Genomic DNA, 22909 nt, shown 5'->3' with positions numbered 1-22909 from the left:
CTTGCGCCTTGCGGGGTGTTCTGCGTTCGCGGGATACGGCGATCCCGGATGACGCGGCAATTACATCATGCCGCCCATGCCACCCATACCGCCCATGCCACCCATATCCGGCATTGCAGGCTTGTCTTCGACGATCTCGGCAACCATGCAATCCGTGGTCAGCAGCAGGCCGGCGATCGAGGCAGCGTTCTGCAGTGCCGAACGCGTGACCTTGGCCGGATCCAGCACGCCCATTTCGACGAGGTCGCCGTAGGTGCCGTTGGCGGCGTTGTAGCCGAAGTTGCCCTTGCCTTCGAGAACCTTGGCAACGACCACCGATGCTTCGTCACCGGCGTTCTGCACGATCATGCGCAGCGGTTCCTCGATCGCGCGCAGCACGATGCGGATACCGGCTTCCTGATCCGAGTTGTCGCCCTTGACTTCGATGTTGGCGCGGGCGCGCAGCAGCGCAACGCCGCCGCCGGGAACGATGCCTTCTTCCACTGCAGCGCGGGTAGCGTGCAGGGCGTCTTCGACGCGTGCCTTCTTCTCTTTCATCTCGACTTCGGTGGCAGCGCCGACCTTGATCACGGCAACGCCGCCAGCCAGCTTGGCCACGCGTTCCTGCAGTTTTTCACGATCGTAGTCCGAGGTGGCTTCCTCGATCTGGGCGCGGATCTGCTTGACGCGTGCCTCGATTGCCACGGCCTGGCCGTTGCCGTCGATGATGGTGGTGTTTTCCTTGCCGATCTCGACGCGCTTGGCCTGGCCCAGCTCTTCGAGCGAGATTTTTTCCAGCGTCAGGCCGACTTCTTCCGCCACGACCTGACCGCCGGTCAGGATCGCGATGTCTTCCAGCATGGCCTTGCGGCGGTCGCCGAAGCCCGGTGCCTTGACGGCGGTGGTTTTCAGGATGCCGCGGATGTTGTTGACGACCAGGGTCGCCAGCGCTTCGCCTTCGACGTCTTCGGCGATGATCAGCAGCGGACGGCCAGCCTTGGCGACTTGTTCCAGCACCGGCAGCAGGTCGCGGATGTTCGAGATCTTCTTGTCGAACAGCAGGATGAACGGGTTCTCGAGGATCGCGGTCTGCTTCTCGGTGTTGTTGATGAAGTACGGCGATAGGTAGCCGCGGTCGAACTGCATGCCTTCGACCACGTCGAGCTCGTCGTTCAGCGACTTGCCGTCTTCAACCGTGATGACGCCTTCCTTGCCGACTTTTTCCATGGCTTCGGCGATGCGTTCGCCGATCGAGGAATCGCTGTTGGCCGAGATCGAACCGACTTGCGCGATTTCCTTGGAGGTGGTGCAGGGCTTGGCGATGGTGGCCAGTTGCTCGACGGTGGCGGCAACCGCCTTGTCGATGCCGCGCTTGAGGTCCATCGGGTTCATGCCGGCGGCCACGTACTTCATGCCTTCGCGCACGATGGCTTGTGCCAGCACGGTTGCGGTGGTGGTGCCGTCGCCGGCGTTGTCGTTGGTGCGCGAAGCGACTTCCTTCACGAGCTGCGCACCCATGTTCTGCAGCTTGTCCTTCAGTTCGATTTCCTTGGCGACCGAGACACCATCCTTGGTGACGGTCGGCGCGCCGAACGAGCGTTCCAGAATGACGTTACGGCCTTTCGGGCCCAGCGTGACCTTGACGGCGTTTGCCAGCACGTTGACGCCTTCGACCATCTTGGCGCGCGCTGCGTCGCCGAAAATAACTTCTTTAGCTGCCATGTTGATTACTCCTGATATTCGTTATGTGATGGGATCACTGGATCTCCGTGCGGCCGGCGAGGCCTGCGCGGGGATGATGCCGCTGTTCCGTTCGCGCATCGCGCAAACGGACATCGGCATCACTTTTGTACGATTGCCATGATGTCTTCTTCGCGCATGACGAGGACTTCCTCGCCATCGACCTTGACGGTCTGGCCGGCATATTTGCCGAACAGGACGCGGTCGCCGACCTTGACGTCGAGCGGACGGACCTTGCCGTCTTCCAGAATCTTGCCGTTGCCGATGGCCAGCACTTCGCCCTGGTCAGGTTTTTCCGCCGCTGCTTCAGGGATGATCAGACCGGACGCGGTTTTGGTTTCCTGGTCCAGACGTTTGACGATGACGCGATCGTGCAAAGGACGAAGGTTCATACAAACTCCTTATTTTTCAATGGTTTAGGTTTTGATTTGCGGCATGACTGCTGCAAGCCTGGCTTTGCCGTGCAAGCATGCCGCACTGGAAAAGTTGGTCGAACACGGGGAGTTGTTAGCACTCTGCCCCGGCGAGTGCTAAGTATAGGGATGGTCACTTGATAATTCAAGAGCGAAGGGAAACCCGAGCGTCCGGAGCGATTCCATCGGGTAAACATCTGACGCTACCCATGCCCCGGCATGTGTCCCCGCTTGCGGGCACGCCGCACAGAAATGTGGCGTACCACATAATGCGGCGCCAGATCTTTCCCCAAAAGCGGGCCTGAATCGTCTCTGGTCCACGCTCGCTGACATGGCACGATAACTGCTATGTCAGCTCGCAAGTGACTTCAGGTCATTTTTCAAATGCATTAAAGGTGGTATACCACATTTATGGATATTCCCACGCGAGCCGTTGGCCAGTTCGAAAACGGGGCGCAGGGATGAACAAGGGGCGAATCGATGAAACGCAGCAAAAGCATGATCGGCAGTCTGAAGATTTCCGTGGTTCTGGCACTGGCCGCAACCGCATTCGTGATGGGCAATCCGGCAGCGGCGCAGGAGCGCCAGAAGATTCGTTTTGCGCTCGACTGGGCCATGCAGGGTCCGCAGGCGCCGTTCCTGATTCCCCATGCCAATGGTTGCTACGCGAATGCCGGTCTTGAGGTCGTGACCGATCGCGGCTTCGGCTCGGGAGATACGGTGATCAAGGTCGCCAGCGGCGGTTACGACGTGGGCTTCGCGGACATCAACGCCATGATCGAATACAACGCCAAGCATCTGGACGCAAAGCTGATTTCCTTCTTCATGATCTATGACGGAAATGCGTTGTCGATTGCCACGCGCAAGGATACCGGCATCACCAAGCCGGCCGACCTGGTTGGCAAAACCATCGCGGCACCTGCGGGGGATGCTTCGCGCCGGCTGTTCTCGGCGCTGGCCAAGGCCAACAATATCGATCCTGCTTCGGTCAAATGGATCAACGTGGCGCCGGAACTGCGTGAAAGCATGCTGGTACGCGGCAGTGCGGATGCCATCAGCGGCGCGGCCTTCACGGTGTACATGGGCGCCAAGGCGGGCGGCCTCAAGGACGACAACCTCGTCATGCTGCGCTATCCGGAATACGGCGTCTCCCTCTACGGAACGGCGCTGGTGGTCAAGCCCTCGTTTGCCAAGGCGCACGTAAAGGCGCTGACCTCCATGGTCGAGTGCATCGCGCAGGGCATGGCCAAAAGCATCCAGGATCCGGAAGCGGCCATCGATGCACTGGTCAAGCGCGAGCCGCTCACCGACAGAAAGATCGAAATGGAACGCATGCGGCTGTCCTTCGACTGGTCCATCGCCACGCCATGGGTACGCAAGCACGGTATGAGCCAGATCGATCCCGTGCGCATGAACAAGTCGCTGCTTGAAGTGGCGACGGCACTCGAGATACCGACACCGAATGCCAAGGATGTCTATACCGACGCCTATCTTCCAGCGCGTTCCAAACTGATGATTGCTCCCTGAATGATGATGAAACGGGAAGACGACGGGAGCACGCGCCGGCCGCTGGTCGAGATGAGCGGGGTTTCCCTGACTTACGGCGAGGGAAGCGACGGCCTGCTGGCATTGCAGGGCGTCGACCTGAACATCCGCCAGGGCGAATTCGTGGCGCTGGTGGGGCCGTCCGGCTGCGGCAAGTCGACGATGCTGAAGCTGGTCAGCGGACTGCGGCAGGCGAAGACGGGCGCGGTAGTCGTGGCTGGCCGCGAAGTCGACCGCCCGCTGAAGTTCGTCGGCATGGCGTTCCAGAGTCCGGCGCTGCTGCCGTGGCGGAACATTCTGAGCAATGTGATGCTGCCGCTGGAGATCGTGGAGCCGCATTGCCGCACGTTCAAGAAGGATCTGGCCGCGAACGTCGAACGTGCGCGCGCGCTGTTCCGGCAGGTCGGCCTGAAGGAAGTGGAAAAGCGCTATCCATGGCAGCTCTCCGGCGGCATGCAGCAGCGCGCTTCGCTGTGCCGCTCGCTGATCCACGAACCGAAACTGCTGCTGCTCGACGAACCGTTCGGCGCACTGGATGCCTTCACGCGCGAGGATCTGTGGGACACCCTGAAGGCCCTGTGGAAGGCGCAGGGTTTCACCGTGGTGCTCGTCACCCACGATCTGGCGGAGGCGACCTATCTCGCCGATACGGTCCACGTGTTTTCGCAACGGCCGGGCCGCATCATCCACTCGCGCAGCATTCCTGCCGAATGCAGACGCACGCGCGACGACCGCTATACCGCGCTGTTTGCGGAAGAGGTGGCGAGTCTGCGCGAGTTCGTCGGCCACGCCCAGGAGGAGCACTGATATGGACAGGACAAGAATTCGGCAGGCGCTGGCCCCCTGGCTTACCGCCGCAGGTCTGTTTCTTTTGTGGGAGCTCGCATGCCGGGCCTTTGCCGTGCCGGAGATGATCCTGCCGGCGCCGAGCCAGATCATGCGTTCCCTGATCCAGTACTGGCCGGTCATTCAGACCGAAGCGATGCAGACCTTGTTTACCACGCTCGTCGGCTTTGTGATGGCGATCGTCTTTGGCGTTCTGCTCGGGGTTCTGGTGGGCGCCAGTCCGGAGATTTATCGGGCCATCAATCCGCTGCTGATCGGTTTCAACTCGATTCCCAAGGTGGCGGTCGTGCCAGTGCTGGTGATGTGGTTCGGCATCGGCACCGTGCCGGCGGTGCTGTGCGCGTTCCTGACGGCGTTCTTTCCGATCGCGGTCAACGTCGCGACCGGCATTGCGCACCTGGAGCCGGAACTGGCCGACGTGCTGCGTTCGCTGGGCGCGACCAAGACGATCATCCTGAAGAAAGTGGCCTTGCCACGTGCGCTGCCTTACCTGTTCGCCTCGCTCAAGGTGGCCATCACGCTGGCCTTCGTCGGCTCGGTCGTCTCGGAGATGGTGGCCAGCAATGCGGGGATCGGCTACCTGCTGCTCAATGCCAGCTCTTCGTTCCGCGTGCCCCTGGTGTTCGCCGCGCTGATCGTGGTGGGTGTCATGGGAATCCTGATGTACGGCATATCCGATTTCATCGAGCGCCGTTCCACGTCCTGGGCAAAACGTGGAGAGTAGTTTCATGCCCATCGTCCTCATGCAGCCGTCGCGCTGTCCATCTTAAAAAGGGAGTTTTCCAATGAAGTCAATCAAACATGCTGCCGCCGGCAGCGTGCTGGGCCTTGTCGTGTCCGCATTTTCGGTTTCTGCGCTGGCGCAGAGTTCGGTACAGATCGGAGGAATGGTCGACGTCTATGCCGGTTCGCTCAAGCGCAGCGGCGATGCAGCCAGCACCGGCGTGGTCAACAGCAGCGGCATGCAAACTTCGTGGTGGGGCTTCAAGGGCACCGAAGATCTCGGCAATGGCCTGCAGGCCAACTTTGCGCTGACCGGCTTCTTCCGCCCGGATATCGGTGGCACCGGCCGCAACAATTCCGACACCATGTTCGCGCGGGATGCCAACGTCGGCCTGTCCGGTTCGTTCGGTCGCGTATCCCTCGGCCGCGATCTGGCACCCAACTTCGTGCCCATGCTGACCTTCAACCCGTTCGCGGCTTCCTTCGCCTTCTCGCCGCTGGGCCTGCATTCGCAGACGTCGTCGAGCCGCTATCGCGGCCAGGCGTGGTCGCCGGTCGTCTCCGGCGATACCGCGTGGAGCAACGAGATCATGTACGTCACGCCCAAGCTCGGCGGCTTCACCACCAGCTTCTTCCTGCAGCTCGGCGAGCAGGCTGGCGATTCGGGCAAGAACAACTTCGGCGTGAACACCATGTATGCAAAGGGCCCGCTGTCCTTCGGCGCCTACTTCCAGTCGGTCAAGGTCAACAACCCGGTTGACACCACCGTCGGCGAATCGAGCGTCTTTACGTTCACGCCCTACAACCGCGTGACCGGCGCCACTTACACGCTGGCCGCATCGAAGAACGACACGTGGTTCCTCGGCGGCGCGTACGACCTGCAGTACATGAAACTGTTCGGCACGTTCAACCGTTCGACCACCAAGCTGATCGGTGCCGCCGATGACAGCCAGTACGACCTGAAAGCGAACACGGTGCAGCTCGGCACCAGCGTGCCGCTCGGCAAGGGTTTGGTGCTGCTCTCGTGGGCGCGAACCAAGGTCGAGGCCAAAGGCGATTTCAGTGCAGTGCTGGGCAGCGCGGACGTGCAGTCTTCCATCACGCGCAACACCGCATCGCTTGGTTATGACTACTTTCTCTCCAAGCGTACCGACGTCTATAGCGTAGTCAGTTATGACAAGTTGACGGACACTTCCAGCGGCGTCAGCTTCGGCGTGGGTATCCGCCAGCGTTTCTGACGACGGGCGGCAGGTGCGCCGCCCCAACCACGGCTGCCGGAAGAGATCATCCGGCAGCACTTCATCGAACGGTCAAGGCATCGGGTCTTATACTCCAGGCATGTGCGAGAAAGACGAGATGGAAAATTTGCCTGCCGGGAGCGGCGCCGGGATGAAAGAACAATCTCCGGCGGCGGTCATCCTGGCGGCCGGCTTTGGCCGTCGCCTTGGCGGGCGGCCCAAGGCAGCGCTGCATATCGGCGGCTTGAGTCTGCTGGAGCGGCTGGCGCGCGCACTGCACGGTGCGCGTATCGACGACATCGGCATCGTGATCGGCCCCTATCGGGAAACACTGGCACCGTTGGCAAGGCGCTGCGGCATCGATGTACTGCTGCATGACAGGGAAGACACGCAACTGGCCGAATCGCAGGCGCTCGCCTTGCGCACTCACGTTGCGCGCCGGCCCGGCCGCGACCTGATGCTGCTGCTGGCCGATCTGCCTTTGCTGGACGATGAACATATTCGCGTGCTGCTGGATGCCTGGCAGCGGCGGCCGGCCGGCATCGAAGCGCAGATGCCGGTGGTTGACGGTACCAGAGGGCATCCTCTGCTGCTGTCATGGAAGGTAGTGCGGCAATTGGCAGTCGATCCCGCATTTGCAGGAATACGAGGCTGGTTGAACGGCCATCCCGAGATCGTCAAGCCGTTCGTCACAAGTACGCATGCCTACATCGCCGATCTGGACACGCCGGAAGATCTGGCGGCATTGACGCAACGGCTGTGGCCGCAGCAGGTAACGTGGCCCGCGCCGTGGGATGTCAACACGCCGCAGGAATAGAACGTCGGCGGCGCAACGGTAGCGACGTGCCTTCATGGGCAGACATAGCCCGGGCCAGTTTCTAACCGACGAGTCTGAAAACACCGCGCCCGATCAGCCCCACCTCCGCTGCTTCATCGAGAATGGCGAGGTTGACCATTGGTGTCTGATCGCCATGCAGGCGCTGCGGATCGACCATCCCGCTTCGATCGTCTAGCACCTCGGATCGATGCGCGTGCAGATCGGCTGGCAGAAATGCATGCCAGTCGCGCGCGAGCATCGGTGCAAAGGCAAGTGCCTGCGCACCGAGGCCGCAGAAATCGATCACGGCGCTGTCGCCGATCGCGCCTAGCGCAACCGTCCGCTCCTGCCCCGGGAACCGTGTTCCCTGCGGTGGTGTGGCGGGCATGAGGTGCCAGCGGTCAGCATTGCGCAGGCGATAGCCGAAGTGCCGGCCGTTGCCGCCGACCGCCGCGATTTGACTCTCCTGTCTGAGACGTAAAGCGCATGCTGCCATCAGCAGCGGCAGAACGAAGCCCGGATTGGCATGGATGACTTCACGGTCGCGTGCCGGCAGGGTAGCGAGCTGCCTTGCCAGCGAAAGATTGGCCTGCGCCGTCAGCGCGTGGCATTCCTCGCCGTGCATCAACGCGTCGCGAATGGGGCCGGATATCGAGACCGGCTGGCGCGCCAGCGCCGGCTTCAGGACGTGCAGGCCGAACTGCGATAGCAGTTGCAACTGCGCACGGCAGTGCGGGCCGGGTTTGCCGAAGCGTAGCGCGGGCGCCGGGCTTTCGACCAGCGGTGCATGAAAATGCGTGCCGTTGCGGCTCACCGTGAACAGCGGCATCGATGCCGACACTACCTGCGCCAGCGGCGTGACGATGCCGTGGTCCTGCGCCGGCAGCAGGCGGACTTCGCCGGCGTCGAGCAGGCCGGCGGCGGCAGCATGGTTTTCCGCCAGTCTCTCGAAAAGAATCGCTTCGATCGCGGCCTGCCGGATCGGCAGCGGGGGCGCATCCTGCAGCGGCGGCCCGGCATGCAGCAGCACGTGGTCGGGCAGGTCGGGCTTGGCCTGATGGCGCAGCACGACATCCGTCCAGGCGATGCCCTCGAAACGGCCGGCGATGACGGCGACGTCCTGCTCCTGCGACGCACTCATGATGCGCACCTTGCGGTGGAGGCACCGACGATCCGCGGCTGCATGCTGCGTGCCGCCTGCAGGACGATTTCGTCGCAGCCGCGACCACCGATGATGGACAGCCCGACCGGCGCGCCGTCGACCCTGATCCACGGCATGCTGATCTGAGGCAGACCGACCAGGCCGGCGATGCAGAGCAGGTGCTGGGACCGCATGCGGATGTCGTTGACCTGCGCATCGTCGGCCGCCAGCAGTGGCGCCGGCGTCGGCACGGTCGGGATCACGATGACCTTGTTCCGTTCGTCGAGGATGCGGTTCATGCTGCGGATGGCGGCGGTGCGCACTTCCTGCGCGTGCCTGACCTGGGCGGCGGTGATCCCGGCCGCCAGATCGAAGCGCTGGCGCACGTCGGCGCCGAGCTGTTCGCCATGCTGCGATACCCACAGACCGTGTTCCATCCATGCTTCCGATGCCTGCAGGATGCGGAAGGCGGCAGTCCAGGCCGTCAGGTCCAGCGTCGTCGCGACCGGCTGCAAATCGGTGTCCGCCTGCCGCAGGTCGGCGAATGCCTGGCGCACGGCGGGATCGAGCAGGGCATCGATGCCGGCGTCGTCGAGCGTGATGCAGGCGGGCGCGGATTTAGAGTGATTTGCAGCGGAACTCGCAGCCGAATTCGCAACTGCTTCCACATGCGCGAGCGCGCAGAATGTGCCTTCGAGATGATCGAGCGTATCGGCAAACAGGCCGACGGTATCGAAGCTGTGGGCCAGCACCACGCAGCCCTGGCCGGAAAGACGCCCATGCGTGGGGCGCATGCCCCAGACGCCGCAGTAGCTGGCGGGGAGCCTGACCGAGCCGCCGCAATCGGTGCCGAGCGCAATCTCGGCCAGGCCGGACGCCACCGCAGCGACCGAGCCGGAGGACGAACCGCCGGGCAGACGGTCCGGGCTGGCCGGGTTGCGCGGAATGCCGTAGTGCGCATTGATGCCGGCCAGGCTGTAGGTCAGTTCATCGGTCAGCGCCTTGCCGACGAACACCGCGCCGGCCGCCAGCAGCCGTTCGACCGCGGTGGCGTGGCGCGTCGCCACCGCGCGCTCCGCGCGCCAGACCGGATTGCCGGCGCCGGTCCGGGTGCCGGCGATGTCGAACACGTCCTTGACCGCGAAGCGCACACCCTCCAGGGTCGCGTTGCCGGGGCGGTGTGCCGCGATCGGCAGGCCGAAGGCGTCGGCCAGCAGGGCGCCGCCGGTGTCCGGCTGCAACTGGCTGCTGAGCGGCGCGATCATTTGCCGTCCATCCAGCTGACGTGCGCGGCGACGACGTGCCAGCCGTCCGCGAACTTGACCCAGGTCTGGGTCTGGCGGCCGACGCGCGTTTCGCCGGCCTTGGTGAACGTGATGTTGGCGACCGCGAAGTCGGTGCCGAAGGTCGTGACGTGACGGCTGGTGACGGTGCGCACGAGGTTGGCGGCCGGCCGCTGCAGGCGGAAGGCGCGGATCTCGTCATAGCCGACCAGGTTCTCGGTGGCGCCGTAGCGCAGCGTGTTGGCGTCGTTCCAGAACAGCTGGTCGAGCCGGGACACGTCGTTGCCGACCAGCGCCTTTTCGTAGGCATCGAACGCCTGCTCGACTTCCTGCAGGGTAATGGGGAGATTGATGTCCATCATGCGGCCTTTGCAGTGGGAAGAATGGCGGCGTCGGCGTCGAAGCGTTCGCCATTGCGGTAGCAGAATGCCGGGCGCAGCATGCGGTCGGTGATGACCTGCGTGCCCTCGTTGTCGTGCAAGGCCCAGCGTCCGCGCAGGTCGTCCAGCACGCTGACGTCGGCCACGCCGCCGATCCGCAGGCTGCCGATCTCGTCTTCCATGCGTGCCAGCCGGGCGGCATTGCTGGTGACCATCGCCACCACGTGAGCGAGCGGGATGCCGAGCGCCAGCATGCTGCTCATAGCCGATACCAGGCTGAAGCGCTCGTTGCCCTTGAAGATGTGCGTGCTTTCGTCCGGATGCCACGACGGCGTGCCCGGAGGGGGCGGGACGATGGTGTTGTAGCCGTGCATGTCGGCCCCCAGCGTATCCGGCAGGACGCCGGCGTCGAGCACGATGCGCGCGGTCCGGAAGCTGAAGTGCGAGCCGTGGCCGACGTCGATCTTGAGGCCGCGGGCAATCGCTTCCTTGACCATCGGATGCACCGAGCCGTCGAGCTCGACGAATCCGCCCGGGTGCTTGCTGAACGGATGGGCGAGGATGTCGCCGGGTTTGAGCATATCGACCACCTGGTTGAAGATGCTGTCCGGATCGACGCCGCGGCCGCCGCTTTCCGGCTTGGGCCACAACTGGCCGAAGTGGATATAGACGGGCAACGCCGCCTCGCGGCCGATCTGCGCCGCCAGCCGCATGACTTCCAACCCCCAGCGCTCGAAGCCGCCGATCTCGGCATGCGCCTTCAGGCCGCGCACCAGGTCCGGATTGCTGCGCGCGGCGCTGACGGTGGCTTCCACGTCCAGGCATTCGGGACGATAGAGTTCCGGGTAGTAGTGACCTTCCAGGCCGCCGACCAGATAGGCCGACAGGTAGGACAGTACGCGCGTCTTCGACGGCTCGACCACGTAGCGGCGGAAGCCGGGCAGGGTGATGCAGCTGGCGCCGCCCTGATCGACGAGGGTGGTGACGCCGGAATGCACGCCGCACATGTCGGCGTTGAGGCCGAAACGGCCGGTCACGCCCTGATAGATATGGCCATGGGTATCGATGAGGCCCGGCAATACCAGCTTGCCGCGGCAATCGACCACCTGGGTGGCGGCATCGGCCGGTGCGAGGTCGCGGTCCACCGCGGCGATCGTGGTGCCGTTGATCAATACATCGAAAATGCCATCGCGACCGGCAGCCGGATCGATGACATGGCCGCCCTTGAGAAGAACCTGATTCATGACGAGTCTTTCTGAGTTAAAAGAATGTGTGATGCCTGCGTGACGCTTGTTCGGCGGAATTAATATGTGGTGCACCGCATATTCTATGCCAGCTTTCGATAAATGTGGTGCACCACATTGGTGAGTGCTTTTCTGTTGCTGGGCCGGCGCCGGATCGCGTACACTCTGCGCTGCGGTCGCTCCGAATCGGCCGCGTCCATCCATTTTCGTCACCATGAACATGATCGAAGAAGCGGCACTTCCCTATCTGAGCAATGAGCTGGCGTCGGTGCAAGCGCGTTCGCTGCTGTTCACGCGTCCCGGATTCCTGATCCGGCGGCTGCACCAGATCCACAGCGCGCTGTTCATGGAAGAGACGCTCGAGCACAACATCACGCCGGTGCAGTACAGTCTGCTGACGGCGCTCGAGGAATATGGCGAGCTCGACCAGAATTCGCTGGCGCACCACATCGGCCTGGAACGTACCAGCGTGGCGGAAGTGCTGCCGCGCCTGGAGCAGCGCGAACTGATCGCGCGGCGCCAGTCCGAGCAGGACAAGCGCGTCAAGTACGTCAAGCTCTCGCGCAAGGGCCGCGCGCTCGTCAAGAAGATGCGCCCGGCGGTGCAGCGTGCCCATGACCGCACCATCGAAGGCCTGTCCGAAGAAGAGCGCAAGCTGTTCATCCTGCTCATGGTGCGTCTGGTGGAGTCCGAAGCCACCGATCGCGTGCCGCTGCTCAAGGCGCGCTAAGCGCTACCGTCCTGTCGATGCCGCGTTCTGCGGCTTCCATCCATTTCCCTTTATTCCTGCTGCGCGCCGTCGTGCGCATGAACGGTTGCGCCTGCCCGCAAGCCGGACGCCGACGCAATGCATGCTTCGCTTTTTTCGATGCGTTGCACCGTTTTGCGGCAGCGATGCCCCAATAGAATGCAATGGCCGCATTTTTTTGCGGATTCGACTCGTTGATTTCGATATCCATCGCGAACGCGCTCCGTGTCTTTCATAAATGTGTTGTACCACATAAATTTAAGAGAGGTTTTTTTGATGTAAATCAATGACTTGATTGGCGCTGTATCTGATATGTCTGTTCGGCTGGCATGGTCGTTGCTAAAGGAGGAACGTGCTTCCGATGCACGTGTCTCTTTGAAAAGAAAGGCATCGTGCATGCGTGTGATCGAAGATGAGGCGAACACCTGCGTCACGATCGCCCGCTCATGAGCCGGCGGCACGGGCATGAAAATAATTTCATGGCTCGAACAGAAAATGCGTGGCATACGGCGATGTAAACGTGGTATGCCACATAATATTTGAAAGCAGTAACATGATCTTCACATTCAGCTTTCTGCGCCGATCGGGATTCGTCGATGAATGATCTCGTCGCTCCCGAGCAGGTCGTGCAGGCCGCTACCGAACAGGGAATCGGGCGCGAAGTCTTGCGCAAGGAAGACAGGCGGCTGCTGCTGGGGCAGGGGCAATACGTCGGCGACATGCGCATGCCGGACATGGTGGAAGTCGCCTTCGTGCGTTCGCCGGTCGCGCATGCGCGCATCGCCGGCATCGAGAAGCCGGCCGGTATGGAGCATCTGGTGTTCACGATGCAGGACATGCAGAACGTCAGGCCGATCGTGGCCGCATCCGCGCTGCCCGGCTTCAAGCGCTCCGAACAATACCCGCTGGCGAACGACAAGGTGCGCCACGTCGGCGAGACGGTCGCCGCCTGCATCGCGCCCGATCGCGCGCGCGCCGAGGACATCGCCGCCAGCGTGTTCGTCGATTACCAGGAACTGCCGGTGATGGCGGACATGTATGGCACGCTGAATAGCGACACGCGCGTGCACGACGCGTGGAGCGACAACGTCTTTGCCGAAACCAACGTGGATCGTCGTCTGCAGGCGACCGAGGAAGCCGTCATCCACGTTGACCGCAAGCTGCGCATGGCGCGCCAGTGCATGGCGCCGATGGAAGGCCGCGCCGTGCTCTGCTGGTGGGACACGCGTACCGACCAACTGATCATGTATTCGGCGGCGCAGGTACCGCACATCAATCGCACGGGTCTGGCCGAATGCCTGGGACTCGACGAAGGCCAGATCCGCGTGATCTCGCCCGACGTCGGCGGTGGCTTCGGCTACAAGGGCATCCTGCTGCCGGAGGAAATCTGCTGCGCGTGGCTGGCCATGCAGCTCGGCCGCCCGGTGCGCTGGCTCGAGGACAGGCGCGAACAGCTGAGCGCCAACGCCAACTGCCGCGAGCATGGCTACGACATCTCGGTCGCGGTCACGCACGAAGGTCGGCTTGCCGGCATCACCTGCGACGCGGTCGTCGATTCGGGGGCGTACTCGTCCTATCCGTTCAGCGCCTGCCTGGAAGCGGCGCAGATCGGCTCCATCCTGCCCGGCCCGTACATGATGGACAGCTTCGTCTGCCGCACGCGCTCGGCCGCGACCAACAAGCCGCCGATCCTGCCGTACCGCGGCGTGGCGCGCACCGGCGTGTGCTTCGCGCTCGAGGTCATGCTCGACATCGCCGCGCGCGAACTCGGCATGGAACCGTATGCGCTGCGCGCACGCAGCCTGGTACCGGCCGACGCCATGCCCTACAACAACATCACCAACAAGCTGTTCGATTCGGGCGACTACACGACCTGCATGACGAAAGCGGTGGAAGCGCTGGACTGGCAGGCATGGCGTACTCGCCAGCGCGAGCGCCACTCGGCGCCGAGCGCAGAAGGTGCGCAGAAGCGCATCGGCCTCGGCCTCGCCGTGTTCTGCGAGCAGGGCGCGCACGGCACCTCGGTCTATCACGGCTGGGGCATTCCGATGGTGCCCGGCTACGAGCAGTGCACGGCGCGCTTCACGCCGGACGGCGTGCTCGAACTGCGCATCGGCGTGCATTCGCATGGTCAGGGCCTGGAAACCTCGATGGCGCAGGTCGCGCATACCGTGCTCGGCATCGACATCGCGAAAGTGCGCGTGGTGCACGGCGATACCGGCATGACGCCGTATTCGACCGGCACCTGGGGTTCGCGCTGCGCGGTCATGGCCGGCGGCGCGGTCGGCACGGCATGCGAACAACTGGCCGAGCGCATCAAGTCCATGGCAGCCTGCCTGCTGGGTACCGATGCCGCGGAACTCACGCTCGAGCACGGTACGGTCGGTATGTCCGGTGCGGCCGACGGCAAGCGCCTGACGCTGGCCGAGATCGCCCACACCTGGTATCGCGCGCCGCAGAAGCTGCCGGTCGGCGCCGTCGATCCGGGCGGACTCGAGGTCGTCGCCGGCTACAAGATGGTTCCCGATGCCGGCACCTTCAGCTACGCCTGCCATGCATGCGCGGTCGAAGTCGATACCGCGACCGGCCACGTCGAACTGCTCGACTACGCGATTTGCGAAGACGGCGGCGTGTTGCTGAATCCCTTGATCGTCGAGGGCCAGATCTATGGCGGCCTGGCGCAGGGCATCGGCACCGCGCTCTACGAAGAGATGCCGTTCGACAGCGAAGGCCAGCCGCTGGCCTCGACGCTGCAGGACTACCTGCTGCCGGGTGCCGGCGAGATGCCGCCGCTGACCATGCTGCACATGGAAACGCCGAGCCCGAACAGCAAGTACGGACAGAAAGGTATCGGCGAGGGCGGAGCGATCGCGCCGCCGGCCGCCATCATCAATGCCATCAACGATGCGCTGCACGAACTCGGCGCCGAGCTGACCGAATGCCCGGCCAATCCGCGCCGCGTGCTCGCCGCGCTCGCTGCCGCAAGAAAGGAGGTGCGCGCATGAAGCCCGCAGCCTATCGCCTGTTGCAGGCAGACACCATCGAGCAGGGCGCGGCGCTGCTGGCCGAAGGCGGGTGGGGCAGCAAGCCAGTCGCCGGCGGCCAGTCGCTGGGCGCGATGCTCAACCTGCGCCTTGCGCAACCCGACACGCTGCTCGACCTCGACGCCTTCGCCATCCTGCGCGAAACGGTGGAGGAAGAACAGGCCGTGCGCTTCGGCGCGATGACCACGCATGCCGCCATCGAGGATGGCCGCGTGCCGGATCCAAGTCGCGGGCTGATGCCTTTCGTCGCACGCGGCATCGCCTACCGTGCCGTGCGCAACCGAGGCACCCTCGGCGGCAGCCTGTGCCACGCCGATCCGTCGGCCGACTGGATCAGCTGCATGCCGCTGCTGGGCGCGACGCTGCAGGTGGTCGGAACCGCCGGGCAACGCACGATCGCCGCGCGCGATTTCATGACGTCCGCCTACGAAACGCAACTGGCCGAAGGCGAAATTCTGACCGCGGTTAGCGTGCCGCGCCATGGCGCCGGCATGCGCTGGTCCTACCGCAAGCTGTGCCGCAAGACGGGCGAACTGTCGCACGCGATGGCTTGCGGCCTGCGTGACGACGCCGCCGGCATCGAGCGTGTCGTGATCGGCGCGCTCGACGGCGCGCCGCACGTGGCCGAAGGCCAGGGCCTGTTGCGCGCATTGCTGATGGAAGACGCGCGCGTCGCGCTGCTCGACCGAGCCGCTCCCGGAATCGAAAACGACCGCCGCCAGTCGCTGCTGGAAATGCTGCGCCTGGTCGCACTGGACATGGACAAGACACGATGAGCGCACTGCCTATCCACTTTCCCCCGGTGGAAACCGCCGAGGTGGAACTGAACGTCAACGATCGCTGCTACCAGCTGAAGCTGGAGCCGCGCACCAATCTCGCCGATGCGCTGCGCGATCACTGCGGCCTGACTGCCACCCACGTCGGCTGCGAGCAGGGCGTGTGCGGCGCCTGCACCATCGAGATCGACGGCGCGCCGCAGCGCAGCTGCCTGCAATCGGCCAAGCGCTTCGAGGGCCGCCGCATCCGCACGCTGGAAGCTTTCGCCGACGACGCGCTGATGGCGCAGCTGCGCGCCGCCTTCACGGCGGAGCACGCGCTGCAGTGCGGCTACTGCACGCCCGGCATGCTGATGACGGCTCGCGACATCGTGCTGCGCATTCCGGATGCCGACGAGAAGCGCGTCTGCGAGGAACTGTCCGGCAACCTCTGCCGCTGCACCGGCTACTTCGGCATCGTGCGCGCAATTCTGCGCGTGCTGCGCGAGCGCGCGCCATCGCTTTCACCACAGGAGAACATTCATGCAGCTTGAGCAATCCTTCCACATCGCCGCACCGGCAGATGTCGTCTGGCAGGCGTTCCACGACGTGGAACTGCTGGTTGACTGCCTGCCGGGGGCGTCCATCAACGGCGCGGCCAGCGCCACCGAGGAAGGCGCGATTCCGCTGCTGTTCAAGGTCAAGCTGGGTCCGATCGCGGCCGGCTTTGCCGGTCAGGGCCGGCTCGATCTCGACGAGGCTGCACGTAGCGGTGCCATCGCCGGTACCGCCGTCGATGCGCGCAGCAACAGCCGCGTCAAGGGCGAGGCGCACTTCGCCGTCACCGAAGCCGGCGACGGTACCGACGTGCTGGTCAAGGTCGATCACACGATCACCGGCTCGCTCGCGCAGTTCAGCCGCGAAGGCATCGTGCGCGCACTGGCCGAGCAATTGACGAAACAGTTTGCCGAAAACCTGCAGGCGCGCCTGCCGAGCGCCGCGCCGGCCGCCGAAGCCGCCTCGGCGATCGGCGAGACGGCTGTCGCCGGCATCGCGGTGCCGCCTCCGGCGCCCCGCAAACAGAAGGACACCTCGTCCATCGACCTCTGGACCCTGTTCAAGGCATGGCTGGCCGGACTGTTCGGCCGCCGTCCGCAATAGCAAATTGCAATAAGAAACTCGTAGCAAGTATTCGTAACAAGCACCCGCATCATCCCGCTCACACTCAAAAGGATATTCACCATGATCTGGCGCACTTCCAAAATCCTGACCGCCGCCATTGGCTTTGCTCTGGTTGCCGCAAGCTCCGCCCATGCGCAGGAAACCATCAAGATCGGCGTTACCGAACCGCTGACCGGCCCGGTCGCCGCTTCCGGCACCTACGTCACCAACGGTGCGCGCATCGCGGCCGATTACATCAACCAGAACGGCGGCGTGCTCGGCAAGAAGCTGCAGCTCGTCATCGAGGACAACAAGTCCAATCCGCGCGAAGCCGTCAACTCGGTCGAGAAGCTGATTCTGAAGGACAAGGTGCCGGTGCTGATGGGCGCATGGAGCTCGACCTTCACGCTCGCCATCATGCCCAAGCTGACCGAATACGGCGTGCCGCTGGTGGTGGAAACCGCATCCTCGAGCAAGATCACGACGGCCGGCAATCCGTGGGTGTTCCGTACCAGCCCGACCTCGGCCATGGAAGCGCAGGCTTTCGCCAAGCTGATCGACGGCTTCAGCCCGGCCATCAAGAAGGTCGACTTCCTGTCGGTGAACAACGACTGGGGCCTGGGTGCCGCAGCTGAATTCAAGAAGATGCTGGAAGCCAAGGGCATCACCATCGGCCGCACCGAAACCATGACGCCCGACATGACCGACCTGTCGGCGCAGCTGGCCGCGCTCAAGGGCACGGGTTCGGACACGCTGATCGTGACCTCGGGCATCGAGCAGCTGACGCTGGCGATCCGCCAGGCCGGCGAGCAGCGCCTGCCGCAACGCATCATCACCACCGGCGGCTCCTTCCCGGAACCGCTGCTGAAGAACCCGGGACCGAAGGGCTATGCGAGTCAGCACCTGCTGTTCTTCGCACCGTGGGCACCGGAACGCGCCAAGCATCCGGAAGTGGCGAAGGCTTTCATGGACGGCTGGAAGGCACGCAATCTTGAATTCGCCGGCCAGACCGAAGGCTTCCGCGGCTTCGATGCCATCCTGACGATTGCCGAAGCGATCCGCGTCGCCGGCAAGGCCGACTCCGCCGCCATCCGCGATGCGCTGTGGAAGGTGCAGGTCAAGGGTGCCAACGGCGACGTCGCCTTCTCCAAGGAAGGCCCGGCCGGCAAGGAAAGCGGCCAGGCATCGCCGAACGTCTATGTCGTCGAACTCAAGGACGGCAAGGTCTCGGTCAAGTAAGACCATCCGGTCATTCATGCAAGGGCCGGCGGCGCATTCCTGACGCGCTGCCGGTCGGGGGAATCCTGTGGATCAATTATTGCAGCACACACTGAACGCGCTCGTGCTCGGGTCGACCTATGCACTGCTGGGCATCGGCCTGACGCTGATCTTCGGCATCATGCGCGTGGTGAACTTTGCGCACGGCGAACTCTATACTCTGGGCGCGTATGTCGCCTATGCGGTCGTCGGCATGTTCGGCATGAACTTCTTCGGCTCGCTGATCGTGGCGGCCGTGGCCGGCATGGTGGTCGGCGCCGCCATCGAATACCTGCTGTTGCGGCGGCGCGACCTGAAGGCGATGGACGAGGTCATGCTGATCATGATCGGCGTGATGATCATCATGCAGAACGCCGAACTGCTGATGTGGGGCGGCGTCGCCAAGTCGGTGCCGTCGCCGTTCGGGCAGGAACCGGTCGTGCTCGGCGCCATCTCGGTGTCGCCGATCCGCCTGTTCGTGCTCGTCACCGCGGCCGTGCTGCTGGTGGTGTTCTACATGCTGATCGAGCGCTCGCGCCTCGGTCTAGCGATGCGCGCCACCTTCCAGGACAAGGATGCGGCCAAGATCGTCGGCGTCAACGTGTCGCACGTCTATACGCTGACCTTCGCGCTCGGTTCGTGCCTGGCGTCGGTAGCCGGCGCGCTGCTGGCGCCGGTGTTCGTGGTCACGCCGACCATGGGCGACCTCGCCAGTCTCAAGGCCTTCGCCATCGTGATTCTGGGCGGGCTCGGCAACCTCAAGGGCGCAGCGTTGGGTGGCTTCATCCTCGCGCTGGTGGAGGAGTTCGGCGCCGGCTACATCTCGACCGCCTATCGCGACGCACTGGGTTTCCTCGTGATCCTGGCCGTCATGATCTTCCGTCCGCAAGGCCTGTTCACCATCAAGGAAAGGGTGGGTTGATCCGTGAAGAAACAGATGACCTTTCTGGTCTGCGTGCTTGGCCTGGCAATCCTGCCGCTGGTCTGGCCGGACCCCTACATGCTGTCGGTGGTGGCCTCGGCCGGTATCTTCATCATCGCCGCCATCAGTCTCAACCTGCTGCTCGGCTTCACCGGCCAGCTGAGCCTGGGGCACGTGGCCTTCTTCGGCCTCGGCGCCTATACGACCTCGCTGCTGTCGCTGGGCTTCGACGTCACGCTGTGGGGCATGAGCGAGCCGCTGGTGGTTGACCCCAAGCCGGTGTGGCTGTCCTTCGTCTGCGGCATCGTGTTCGCCGCAGTCGCCGGCTGGCTGCTCGGCAAGCTCGCGTTCCGCGTGCGCGGCGCCTACTTCGTGATCGTGACGATCAGCTTTGCGCAGGTCATGCGCATGGTGGCACTGAACTGGGTCGATCTGACCGAAGGCCCGATGGCGCTCAACGGCATTCCGGCGCTGACGCTGTGGGTGCCGGGCGAGGGCGTGATCGATCTCGTCACCAAGGCATCGACCTACTGGCTGGTGCTGGCGGTCGGCGTGCTGTCCTACCTGCTGGTAGCGGCCATCGTCCACAGCCGTGTCGGCCGCGCCATGATCGCGCTGCGCGAGAACGAGGTGCTGGCGCGCTCGGTCGGCATCCGCGTCACGCATTACCTCGGCATCGCCACCATCTTCGCCGCCGGCATCGCGGGCGCGGCGGGCGGACTCTATGCGCACACGGTGCGCATCATCGATCCCGACGTCTTCATGTTCATGTTCACGATCATGATGGTCATCATGGTCATCGTCGGCGGCAAGGGCACGCTGGCCGGTCCGGTCGTCGGCGGCCTGCTGTTCGGCCTGCTGCCTGAAGTGCTGCGCGGCGTGGTGTCGCCGGAGATCCAGTGGATGATCTACGGCGTGCTGATGATCGCGGTGCTGGTCTTCATGCCCAAGGGCGTGGTGCCGTCCGCCGGCAATCTGCTGCGCCGCTATTCGGCACGCGCCGGCAAGACGCCGGCACCGCTGGCAAGGAGGAAAACCGCATGAGCACATTGAACGCAACGCCCGCGCTCGAACTCGACGGCGTCACCATGCGCATCGCCGGACTGACGGCGGTCGATAACGCCAGCTTCGCGGTGCCGGCTGGCAAGATCGTCAGCCTGATCGGTCCAAACGGCGCCGGCAAGACCACCACCTATAACGTGATTTCCGGCTACATGAAGCCGACCGCGGGCCGTATCCGCCTGTTCGGTCACGACATCACGGGCATGGCCCCCGAGCAGATCTCGCAGCTTGGCCTGGTGCGCAGCTTTCAGCGCACCAGCATCTTCTCGGCCTGTACCGTGGCCGAGAACATCCGCACCGCGCTGCATCTGAAAGGCAGCTGCGGCGTGCTGCAGGCCCTGTTGCGCACGCCGAGGTTTCGCCGCGAAGAGGCGAGTCTGCGGCACGAGGCGGACGAGCTGATGGCCTTTCTCGGCCTGTCCGCGCGCGCCGACGAGCTCGCCTCCAATCTTTCGTACGGCGAGCAGCGTCTGCTGGGCGTCGGCCTGGCACTGGCGGCCAAGCCCAAGGTGCTGCTGCTCGACGAGCCGGCCGCCGGGTTGAATCCGTCCGAGACCGAGTCGTTCAAGGAAATGGTGCGCCGCATCGGGCAGAGCGGCGTGACGGTACTGCTGGTCGAGCACGACATGCACATGGTGATGTCGATCTCGGACCATATCGTGGTGCTGAACTACGGCCGCTTGATCGCGACCGGTTCGCCATCGGAAATCCAGAATGACCCCGAAGTCATTCGCGCTTACCTTGGATCGGGGATTGAACGTGCTGAAGCTTGAAGACGTCACCGTACGCTACGGTGCCACCACCGGCGTCAATCGCCTCTCGCTGGAAGTCCACGAAGGCGAGCTGGTCACGCTGATCGGCGCCAACGGTGCCGGCAAATCGACCACGCTGCGCGCCATCAACGGCCTCGAGCCGCTGGCGCATGGCTGCATCCGCATGGACGGCCACGTCGTCTCCGGCGCCTCGCCGGCGCAGATCATCGACCGCGGCATCTCGCATTGTCCGGAAGGGCGGCGCGTGTTTCCGCAGCTGACGGTGCGCGAGAACCTGGAGATGGGCGCCTACCGTCGCATCGACAGGCAGCGCGTGCGCGACGACATGGAACGCATGTTCGACAAGTTCCCGCGCCTGCGCGAGCGCGTGCAGCAGGTGGCCGGCACGCTGTCGGGCGGCGAGCAGCAGATGCTGGCGATCGCGCGCGCCCTGATGTCGCGTCCGCGCCTGGTGATGTTCGACGAACCGTCGCTGGGGCTGGCGCCGAACATCGTGGAGCAGATCTTCAGCCTGATCCAGGAAATCCGGCGCGAAGGCACCACGGTGCTGATGGTCGAGCAGAACGCCTACGCGGCGCTCGCGATGTGCGACCGCGGCTATCTGCTAGAGAACGGACACATCGTCTCGCAGGGCACATCCGCGGAGATGCGTGCCAATCCCGAAATCCGCCGCGCCTATCTGGGCGGCTAGGAAGCGCGATGGAAAATCTCGACCTGATCGTGCTGCGTACCCTGCGCCACTGGCGCAGGCAAGGTCGGCATGCGGTACTGGCGACGGTCACGCGTACCTGGGGCGCCTCGCCGCGTCCGGTGGGATCGCTGATGGCCCTGTGCGAGGATGGCAGCGTGGTCGGCTCGGTCTCCGGCGGTTGCATCGAGGACGATCTGATCGCACGCTTTCAAGATGTCGCGATGTTCGTCACGCCGGAAGGCATGCCGCGCCGGCCGCAGTGGGATTGCTACGGCCTGTCGGCCGACGACGCGCATCGCTTCGGCCTGCCGTGCGGCGGCACGCTGGAACTATTGCTGGAGTTCGATGCGGACGCCGACGTGCTCGATCAACTGGTCGTTCAACTGGAAAGCGGGCGCCTGGTGCAGCGCACCGTCGATCTCGGCAGCGGTCGCGTCGTGCTCACACCGGTGACGCGTCCCTGCGCCCTCGTCGTCACGCCGCATGAATTGAAAGCGGTGTTCGGTCCCGGTTACCGCATGCTGCTGATCGGTGCCGGACAACTGACGGAATATCTGGCGACCATGGCGGTGTTCAGCGGATTCGCGGTGACCGTCTGCGATCCGCGCGAGGAGTATCGACGCGGCTGGTCGGTGCCGAATGTGGCCTTTGCCGACGGCATGCCCGACGACGCCGTTCAGCAGATGAAGCCGGATCGTCGCACCTGCATCATCGCACTCACGCACGATCCCAAGCTCGACGATCTGGCGCTGATCGAGGCGCTGGAAAGTCCGGCCTTTTACGTCGGAGCGATCGGCAGCCGGCGCAACAACGCGGCGCGCCGTGCAAGGCTGGCCGAACACTTCGCATTGAGCGATGCCCGGCTGGCCCGATTGCACGGGCCGGTGGGCATCTATATCGGCAGCAAGACGCCTGCCGAGATCGCCGTCAGCATCATGGCGGAAGTCATCGCCGCCAGGAACGGCGTGCAGCGGCCGGATCTCGACGTGGCGGCCAACAAGCAGAAGAACGATCCGGATACGACCGCGCAGTCGTTCATGGCACTGCTCTGAACCTTGCATCCGCCCCGATTGCAGGGCGGATGTGTCATGCGTTCAATCCCATGCGGGTGCCACGGCGTGCGAAAAACCGGAGCGGCGGCAAATGG

The 22909-nt window shown here is 64.2% G+C and carries 23 protein-coding genes; 16 read left to right on the top strand and 7 right to left on the bottom strand.

The window, feature by feature from the left end; genetic code table 11:
- Positions 1 to 60: 60 nt before the first annotated feature.
- The gene (gene groL / locus IEV38_RS01360; RefSeq protein WP_188394371.1) at positions 61 to 1701 is read right to left on the bottom strand and encodes a chaperonin GroEL; all 1641 of its coding nucleotides are present in this window, start codon (positions 1699 to 1701) and stop codon (positions 61 to 63) included.
- Between the two features lie 119 nt (positions 1702 to 1820).
- Complete coding sequence (groES, locus tag IEV38_RS01355; RefSeq protein WP_188394370.1) at positions 1821 to 2111, bottom strand: co-chaperone GroES; 291 nt, start codon at positions 2109 to 2111, stop codon at positions 1821 to 1823.
- 501 nt (positions 2112 to 2612) lie between these two features.
- Between groES and IEV38_RS01350 the strand changes: the two genes are divergently transcribed.
- From IEV38_RS01350 to IEV38_RS01330, 5 genes are all read left to right on the top strand, one after another.
- Positions 2613 to 3659 (top strand): ABC transporter substrate-binding protein, encoded by a 1047-nt coding sequence (locus IEV38_RS01350; protein WP_188394369.1) that lies wholly within the window; start codon positions 2613 to 2615, stop codon positions 3657 to 3659.
- Positions 3660 to 4484 (top strand): ABC transporter ATP-binding protein, encoded by an 825-nt coding sequence (locus tag IEV38_RS01345; protein WP_229728493.1) that lies wholly within the window; start codon positions 3660 to 3662, stop codon positions 4482 to 4484. It abuts the gene before it with no gap.
- A 1-nt stretch (position 4485) separates the two neighbouring features.
- The gene (locus IEV38_RS01340; protein WP_188394368.1) at positions 4486 to 5247 is read left to right on the top strand and encodes an ABC transporter permease; all 762 of its coding nucleotides are present in this window, start codon (positions 4486 to 4488) and stop codon (positions 5245 to 5247) included.
- Between the two features lie 61 nt (positions 5248 to 5308).
- Positions 5309 to 6484, top strand: a complete 1176-nt coding sequence (locus IEV38_RS01335; protein ID WP_188394367.1) for a porin — start codon at positions 5309 to 5311, stop codon at positions 6482 to 6484.
- Between the two features lie 151 nt (positions 6485 to 6635).
- Positions 6636 to 7301, top strand: coding sequence for a nucleotidyltransferase family protein (locus tag IEV38_RS01330; RefSeq protein ID WP_188394366.1), 666 nt, complete (start codon positions 6636 to 6638; stop codon positions 7299 to 7301).
- Positions 7302 to 7362: 61 nt separating this feature from the next.
- On the opposite strand, the gene IEV38_RS01325 is transcribed toward IEV38_RS01330, so the two are convergent.
- Genes IEV38_RS01325 through IEV38_RS01310 form a run of 4 tightly spaced genes read right to left on the bottom strand, consistent with a single transcriptional unit; the run spans position 7363 to position 11349 of the window.
- Positions 7363 to 8442 (bottom strand): oxamate carbamoyltransferase subunit AllG family protein, encoded by a 1080-nt coding sequence (locus tag IEV38_RS01325; RefSeq protein WP_188394365.1) that lies wholly within the window; start codon positions 8440 to 8442, stop codon positions 7363 to 7365.
- The gene (locus IEV38_RS01320) at positions 8439 to 9707 is read right to left on the bottom strand and encodes an amidase (protein WP_188394364.1); all 1269 of its coding nucleotides are present in this window, start codon (positions 9705 to 9707) and stop codon (positions 8439 to 8441) included. Before IEV38_RS01320 ends, IEV38_RS01325 begins: the two co-directional genes overlap by 4 nt.
- Positions 9704 to 10087, bottom strand: coding sequence for an oxalurate catabolism protein HpxZ (hpxZ, locus tag IEV38_RS01315; protein WP_188394363.1), 384 nt, complete (start codon positions 10085 to 10087; stop codon positions 9704 to 9706). The genes IEV38_RS01320 and hpxZ overlap by 4 nt, the downstream gene beginning before the upstream one ends.
- Positions 10084 to 11349, bottom strand: a complete 1266-nt coding sequence (locus IEV38_RS01310) for an amidohydrolase/deacetylase family metallohydrolase (RefSeq protein WP_188394362.1) — start codon at positions 11347 to 11349, stop codon at positions 10084 to 10086. Before IEV38_RS01310 ends, hpxZ begins: the two co-directional genes overlap by 4 nt.
- Positions 11350 to 11563: 214 nt before the next feature.
- Here IEV38_RS01310 and IEV38_RS01305 point away from each other — a divergent pair, with 214 nt between their 5' ends.
- Positions 11564 to 12079, top strand: coding sequence for a MarR family winged helix-turn-helix transcriptional regulator (locus IEV38_RS01305; protein WP_188394361.1), 516 nt, complete (start codon positions 11564 to 11566; stop codon positions 12077 to 12079).
- On the opposite strand, the gene IEV38_RS01300 is transcribed toward IEV38_RS01305, so the two are convergent.
- A complete protein-coding gene (locus IEV38_RS01300) occupies positions 12066 to 12308 on the bottom strand; it encodes a hypothetical protein (protein ID WP_188394360.1) in 243 nt (80 codons plus the stop codon). The two genes, IEV38_RS01305 and IEV38_RS01300, sit on opposite strands and share 14 nt — an antisense overlap.
- 385 nt (positions 12309 to 12693) lie before the next feature.
- Here IEV38_RS01300 and IEV38_RS01295 point away from each other — a divergent pair, with 385 nt between their 5' ends.
- The 10 genes from IEV38_RS01295 (at position 12694) to IEV38_RS01250 (ending at position 22814) form a co-directional block, all read left to right on the top strand.
- Complete coding sequence (locus IEV38_RS01295) at positions 12694 to 15102, top strand: xanthine dehydrogenase family protein molybdopterin-binding subunit (protein ID WP_188394359.1); 2409 nt, start codon at positions 12694 to 12696, stop codon at positions 15100 to 15102.
- Entirely contained in the window at positions 15099 to 15917 is an 819-nt protein-coding gene (locus IEV38_RS01290) for an FAD binding domain-containing protein (protein WP_188394358.1), read from the top strand. The genes IEV38_RS01295 and IEV38_RS01290 overlap by 4 nt, the downstream gene beginning before the upstream one ends.
- Complete coding sequence (locus tag IEV38_RS01285; RefSeq protein WP_188394357.1) at positions 15914 to 16450, top strand: (2Fe-2S)-binding protein; 537 nt, start codon at positions 15914 to 15916, stop codon at positions 16448 to 16450. Before IEV38_RS01290 ends, IEV38_RS01285 begins: the two co-directional genes overlap by 4 nt.
- Positions 16440 to 17057: an SRPBCC family protein gene (locus IEV38_RS01280; protein WP_188394356.1), complete on the top strand. Its 618-nt coding sequence runs from the start codon at positions 16440 to 16442 to the stop codon at positions 17055 to 17057. The genes IEV38_RS01285 and IEV38_RS01280 overlap by 11 nt, the downstream gene beginning before the upstream one ends.
- Before the next feature lie 81 nt (positions 17058 to 17138).
- Complete coding sequence (locus IEV38_RS01275) at positions 17139 to 18296, top strand: ABC transporter substrate-binding protein (RefSeq protein ID WP_188394355.1); 1158 nt, start codon at positions 17139 to 17141, stop codon at positions 18294 to 18296.
- Positions 18297 to 18363: 67 nt separating this feature from the next.
- Entirely contained in the window at positions 18364 to 19236 is an 873-nt protein-coding gene (locus IEV38_RS01270; RefSeq protein ID WP_188394354.1) for a branched-chain amino acid ABC transporter permease, read from the top strand.
- A 15-nt stretch (positions 19237 to 19251) separates the two neighbouring features.
- Positions 19252 to 20280: a branched-chain amino acid ABC transporter permease gene (locus tag IEV38_RS01265; protein WP_188394353.1), complete on the top strand. Its 1029-nt coding sequence runs from the start codon at positions 19252 to 19254 to the stop codon at positions 20278 to 20280.
- Positions 20277 to 21071 carry an ABC transporter ATP-binding protein gene (locus IEV38_RS01260; protein WP_188394352.1) on the top strand — a complete coding sequence of 265 codons (795 nt, stop codon included), beginning with the start codon at positions 20277 to 20279 and terminating at the stop codon, positions 21069 to 21071. The genes IEV38_RS01265 and IEV38_RS01260 overlap by 4 nt, the downstream gene beginning before the upstream one ends.
- Positions 21058 to 21762 (top strand): ABC transporter ATP-binding protein, encoded by a 705-nt coding sequence (locus IEV38_RS01255; RefSeq protein ID WP_229728492.1) that lies wholly within the window; start codon positions 21058 to 21060, stop codon positions 21760 to 21762. The genes IEV38_RS01260 and IEV38_RS01255 overlap by 14 nt, the downstream gene beginning before the upstream one ends.
- Before the next feature lie 8 nt (positions 21763 to 21770).
- Positions 21771 to 22814, top strand: coding sequence for an XdhC family protein (locus tag IEV38_RS01250; protein WP_188394350.1), 1044 nt, complete (start codon positions 21771 to 21773; stop codon positions 22812 to 22814).
- Positions 22815 to 22909: the final 95 nt, after the last annotated feature.

Source organism: Oxalicibacterium flavum (assembly GCF_014635065.1).
Taxonomy (GTDB): Bacteria; Pseudomonadota; Gammaproteobacteria; order Burkholderiales; family Burkholderiaceae_D; genus Oxalicibacterium; species Oxalicibacterium flavum.
This window is presented reverse-complemented; position numbering and strand designations above follow the sequence as displayed.

Excerpts from the sequence above, each read along its gene's own strand:
- groL (WP_188394371.1), bottom strand. The coding sequence starts at position 1,701 with ATGGCAGCTAAAGAAGTTATTTTCGGCGACGCAGCGCGCGCCAAGATG.
- groES (WP_188394370.1), bottom strand. The coding sequence starts at position 2,111 with ATGAACCTTCGTCCTTTGCACGATCGCGTCATCGTCAAACGTCTGGAC.
- IEV38_RS01350 (WP_188394369.1), top strand. The coding sequence starts at position 2,613 with ATGAAACGCAGCAAAAGCATGATCGGCAGTCTGAAGATTTCCGTGGTT.
- IEV38_RS01345 (WP_229728493.1), top strand. The coding sequence starts at position 3,660 with ATGATGATGAAACGGGAAGACGACGGGAGCACGCGCCGGCCGCTGGTC.
- IEV38_RS01340 (WP_188394368.1), top strand. The coding sequence starts at position 4,486 with ATGGACAGGACAAGAATTCGGCAGGCGCTGGCCCCCTGGCTTACCGCC.
- IEV38_RS01335 (WP_188394367.1), top strand. The coding sequence starts at position 5,309 with ATGAAGTCAATCAAACATGCTGCCGCCGGCAGCGTGCTGGGCCTTGTC.
- IEV38_RS01330 (WP_188394366.1), top strand. The coding sequence starts at position 6,636 with ATGAAAGAACAATCTCCGGCGGCGGTCATCCTGGCGGCCGGCTTTGGC.
- IEV38_RS01325 (WP_188394365.1), bottom strand. The coding sequence starts at position 8,442 with ATGAGTGCGTCGCAGGAGCAGGACGTCGCCGTCATCGCCGGCCGTTTC.
- IEV38_RS01320 (WP_188394364.1), bottom strand. The coding sequence starts at position 9,707 with ATGATCGCGCCGCTCAGCAGCCAGTTGCAGCCGGACACCGGCGGCGCC.
- hpxZ (WP_188394363.1), bottom strand. The coding sequence starts at position 10,087 with ATGATGGACATCAATCTCCCCATTACCCTGCAGGAAGTCGAGCAGGCG.
- IEV38_RS01310 (WP_188394362.1), bottom strand. The coding sequence starts at position 11,349 with ATGAATCAGGTTCTTCTCAAGGGCGGCCATGTCATCGATCCGGCTGCC.
- IEV38_RS01305 (WP_188394361.1), top strand. The coding sequence starts at position 11,564 with ATGAACATGATCGAAGAAGCGGCACTTCCCTATCTGAGCAATGAGCTG.
- IEV38_RS01300 (WP_188394360.1), bottom strand. The coding sequence starts at position 12,308 with ATGGATATCGAAATCAACGAGTCGAATCCGCAAAAAAATGCGGCCATT.
- IEV38_RS01295 (WP_188394359.1), top strand. The coding sequence starts at position 12,694 with ATGAATGATCTCGTCGCTCCCGAGCAGGTCGTGCAGGCCGCTACCGAA.
- IEV38_RS01290 (WP_188394358.1), top strand. The coding sequence starts at position 15,099 with ATGAAGCCCGCAGCCTATCGCCTGTTGCAGGCAGACACCATCGAGCAG.
- IEV38_RS01285 (WP_188394357.1), top strand. The coding sequence starts at position 15,914 with ATGAGCGCACTGCCTATCCACTTTCCCCCGGTGGAAACCGCCGAGGTG.
- IEV38_RS01280 (WP_188394356.1), top strand. The coding sequence starts at position 16,440 with ATGCAGCTTGAGCAATCCTTCCACATCGCCGCACCGGCAGATGTCGTC.
- IEV38_RS01275 (WP_188394355.1), top strand. The coding sequence starts at position 17,139 with ATGATCTGGCGCACTTCCAAAATCCTGACCGCCGCCATTGGCTTTGCT.
- IEV38_RS01265 (WP_188394353.1), top strand. The coding sequence starts at position 19,252 with ATGACCTTTCTGGTCTGCGTGCTTGGCCTGGCAATCCTGCCGCTGGTC.
- IEV38_RS01260 (WP_188394352.1), top strand. The coding sequence starts at position 20,277 with ATGAGCACATTGAACGCAACGCCCGCGCTCGAACTCGACGGCGTCACC.
- IEV38_RS01250 (WP_188394350.1), top strand. The coding sequence starts at position 21,771 with ATGGAAAATCTCGACCTGATCGTGCTGCGTACCCTGCGCCACTGGCGC.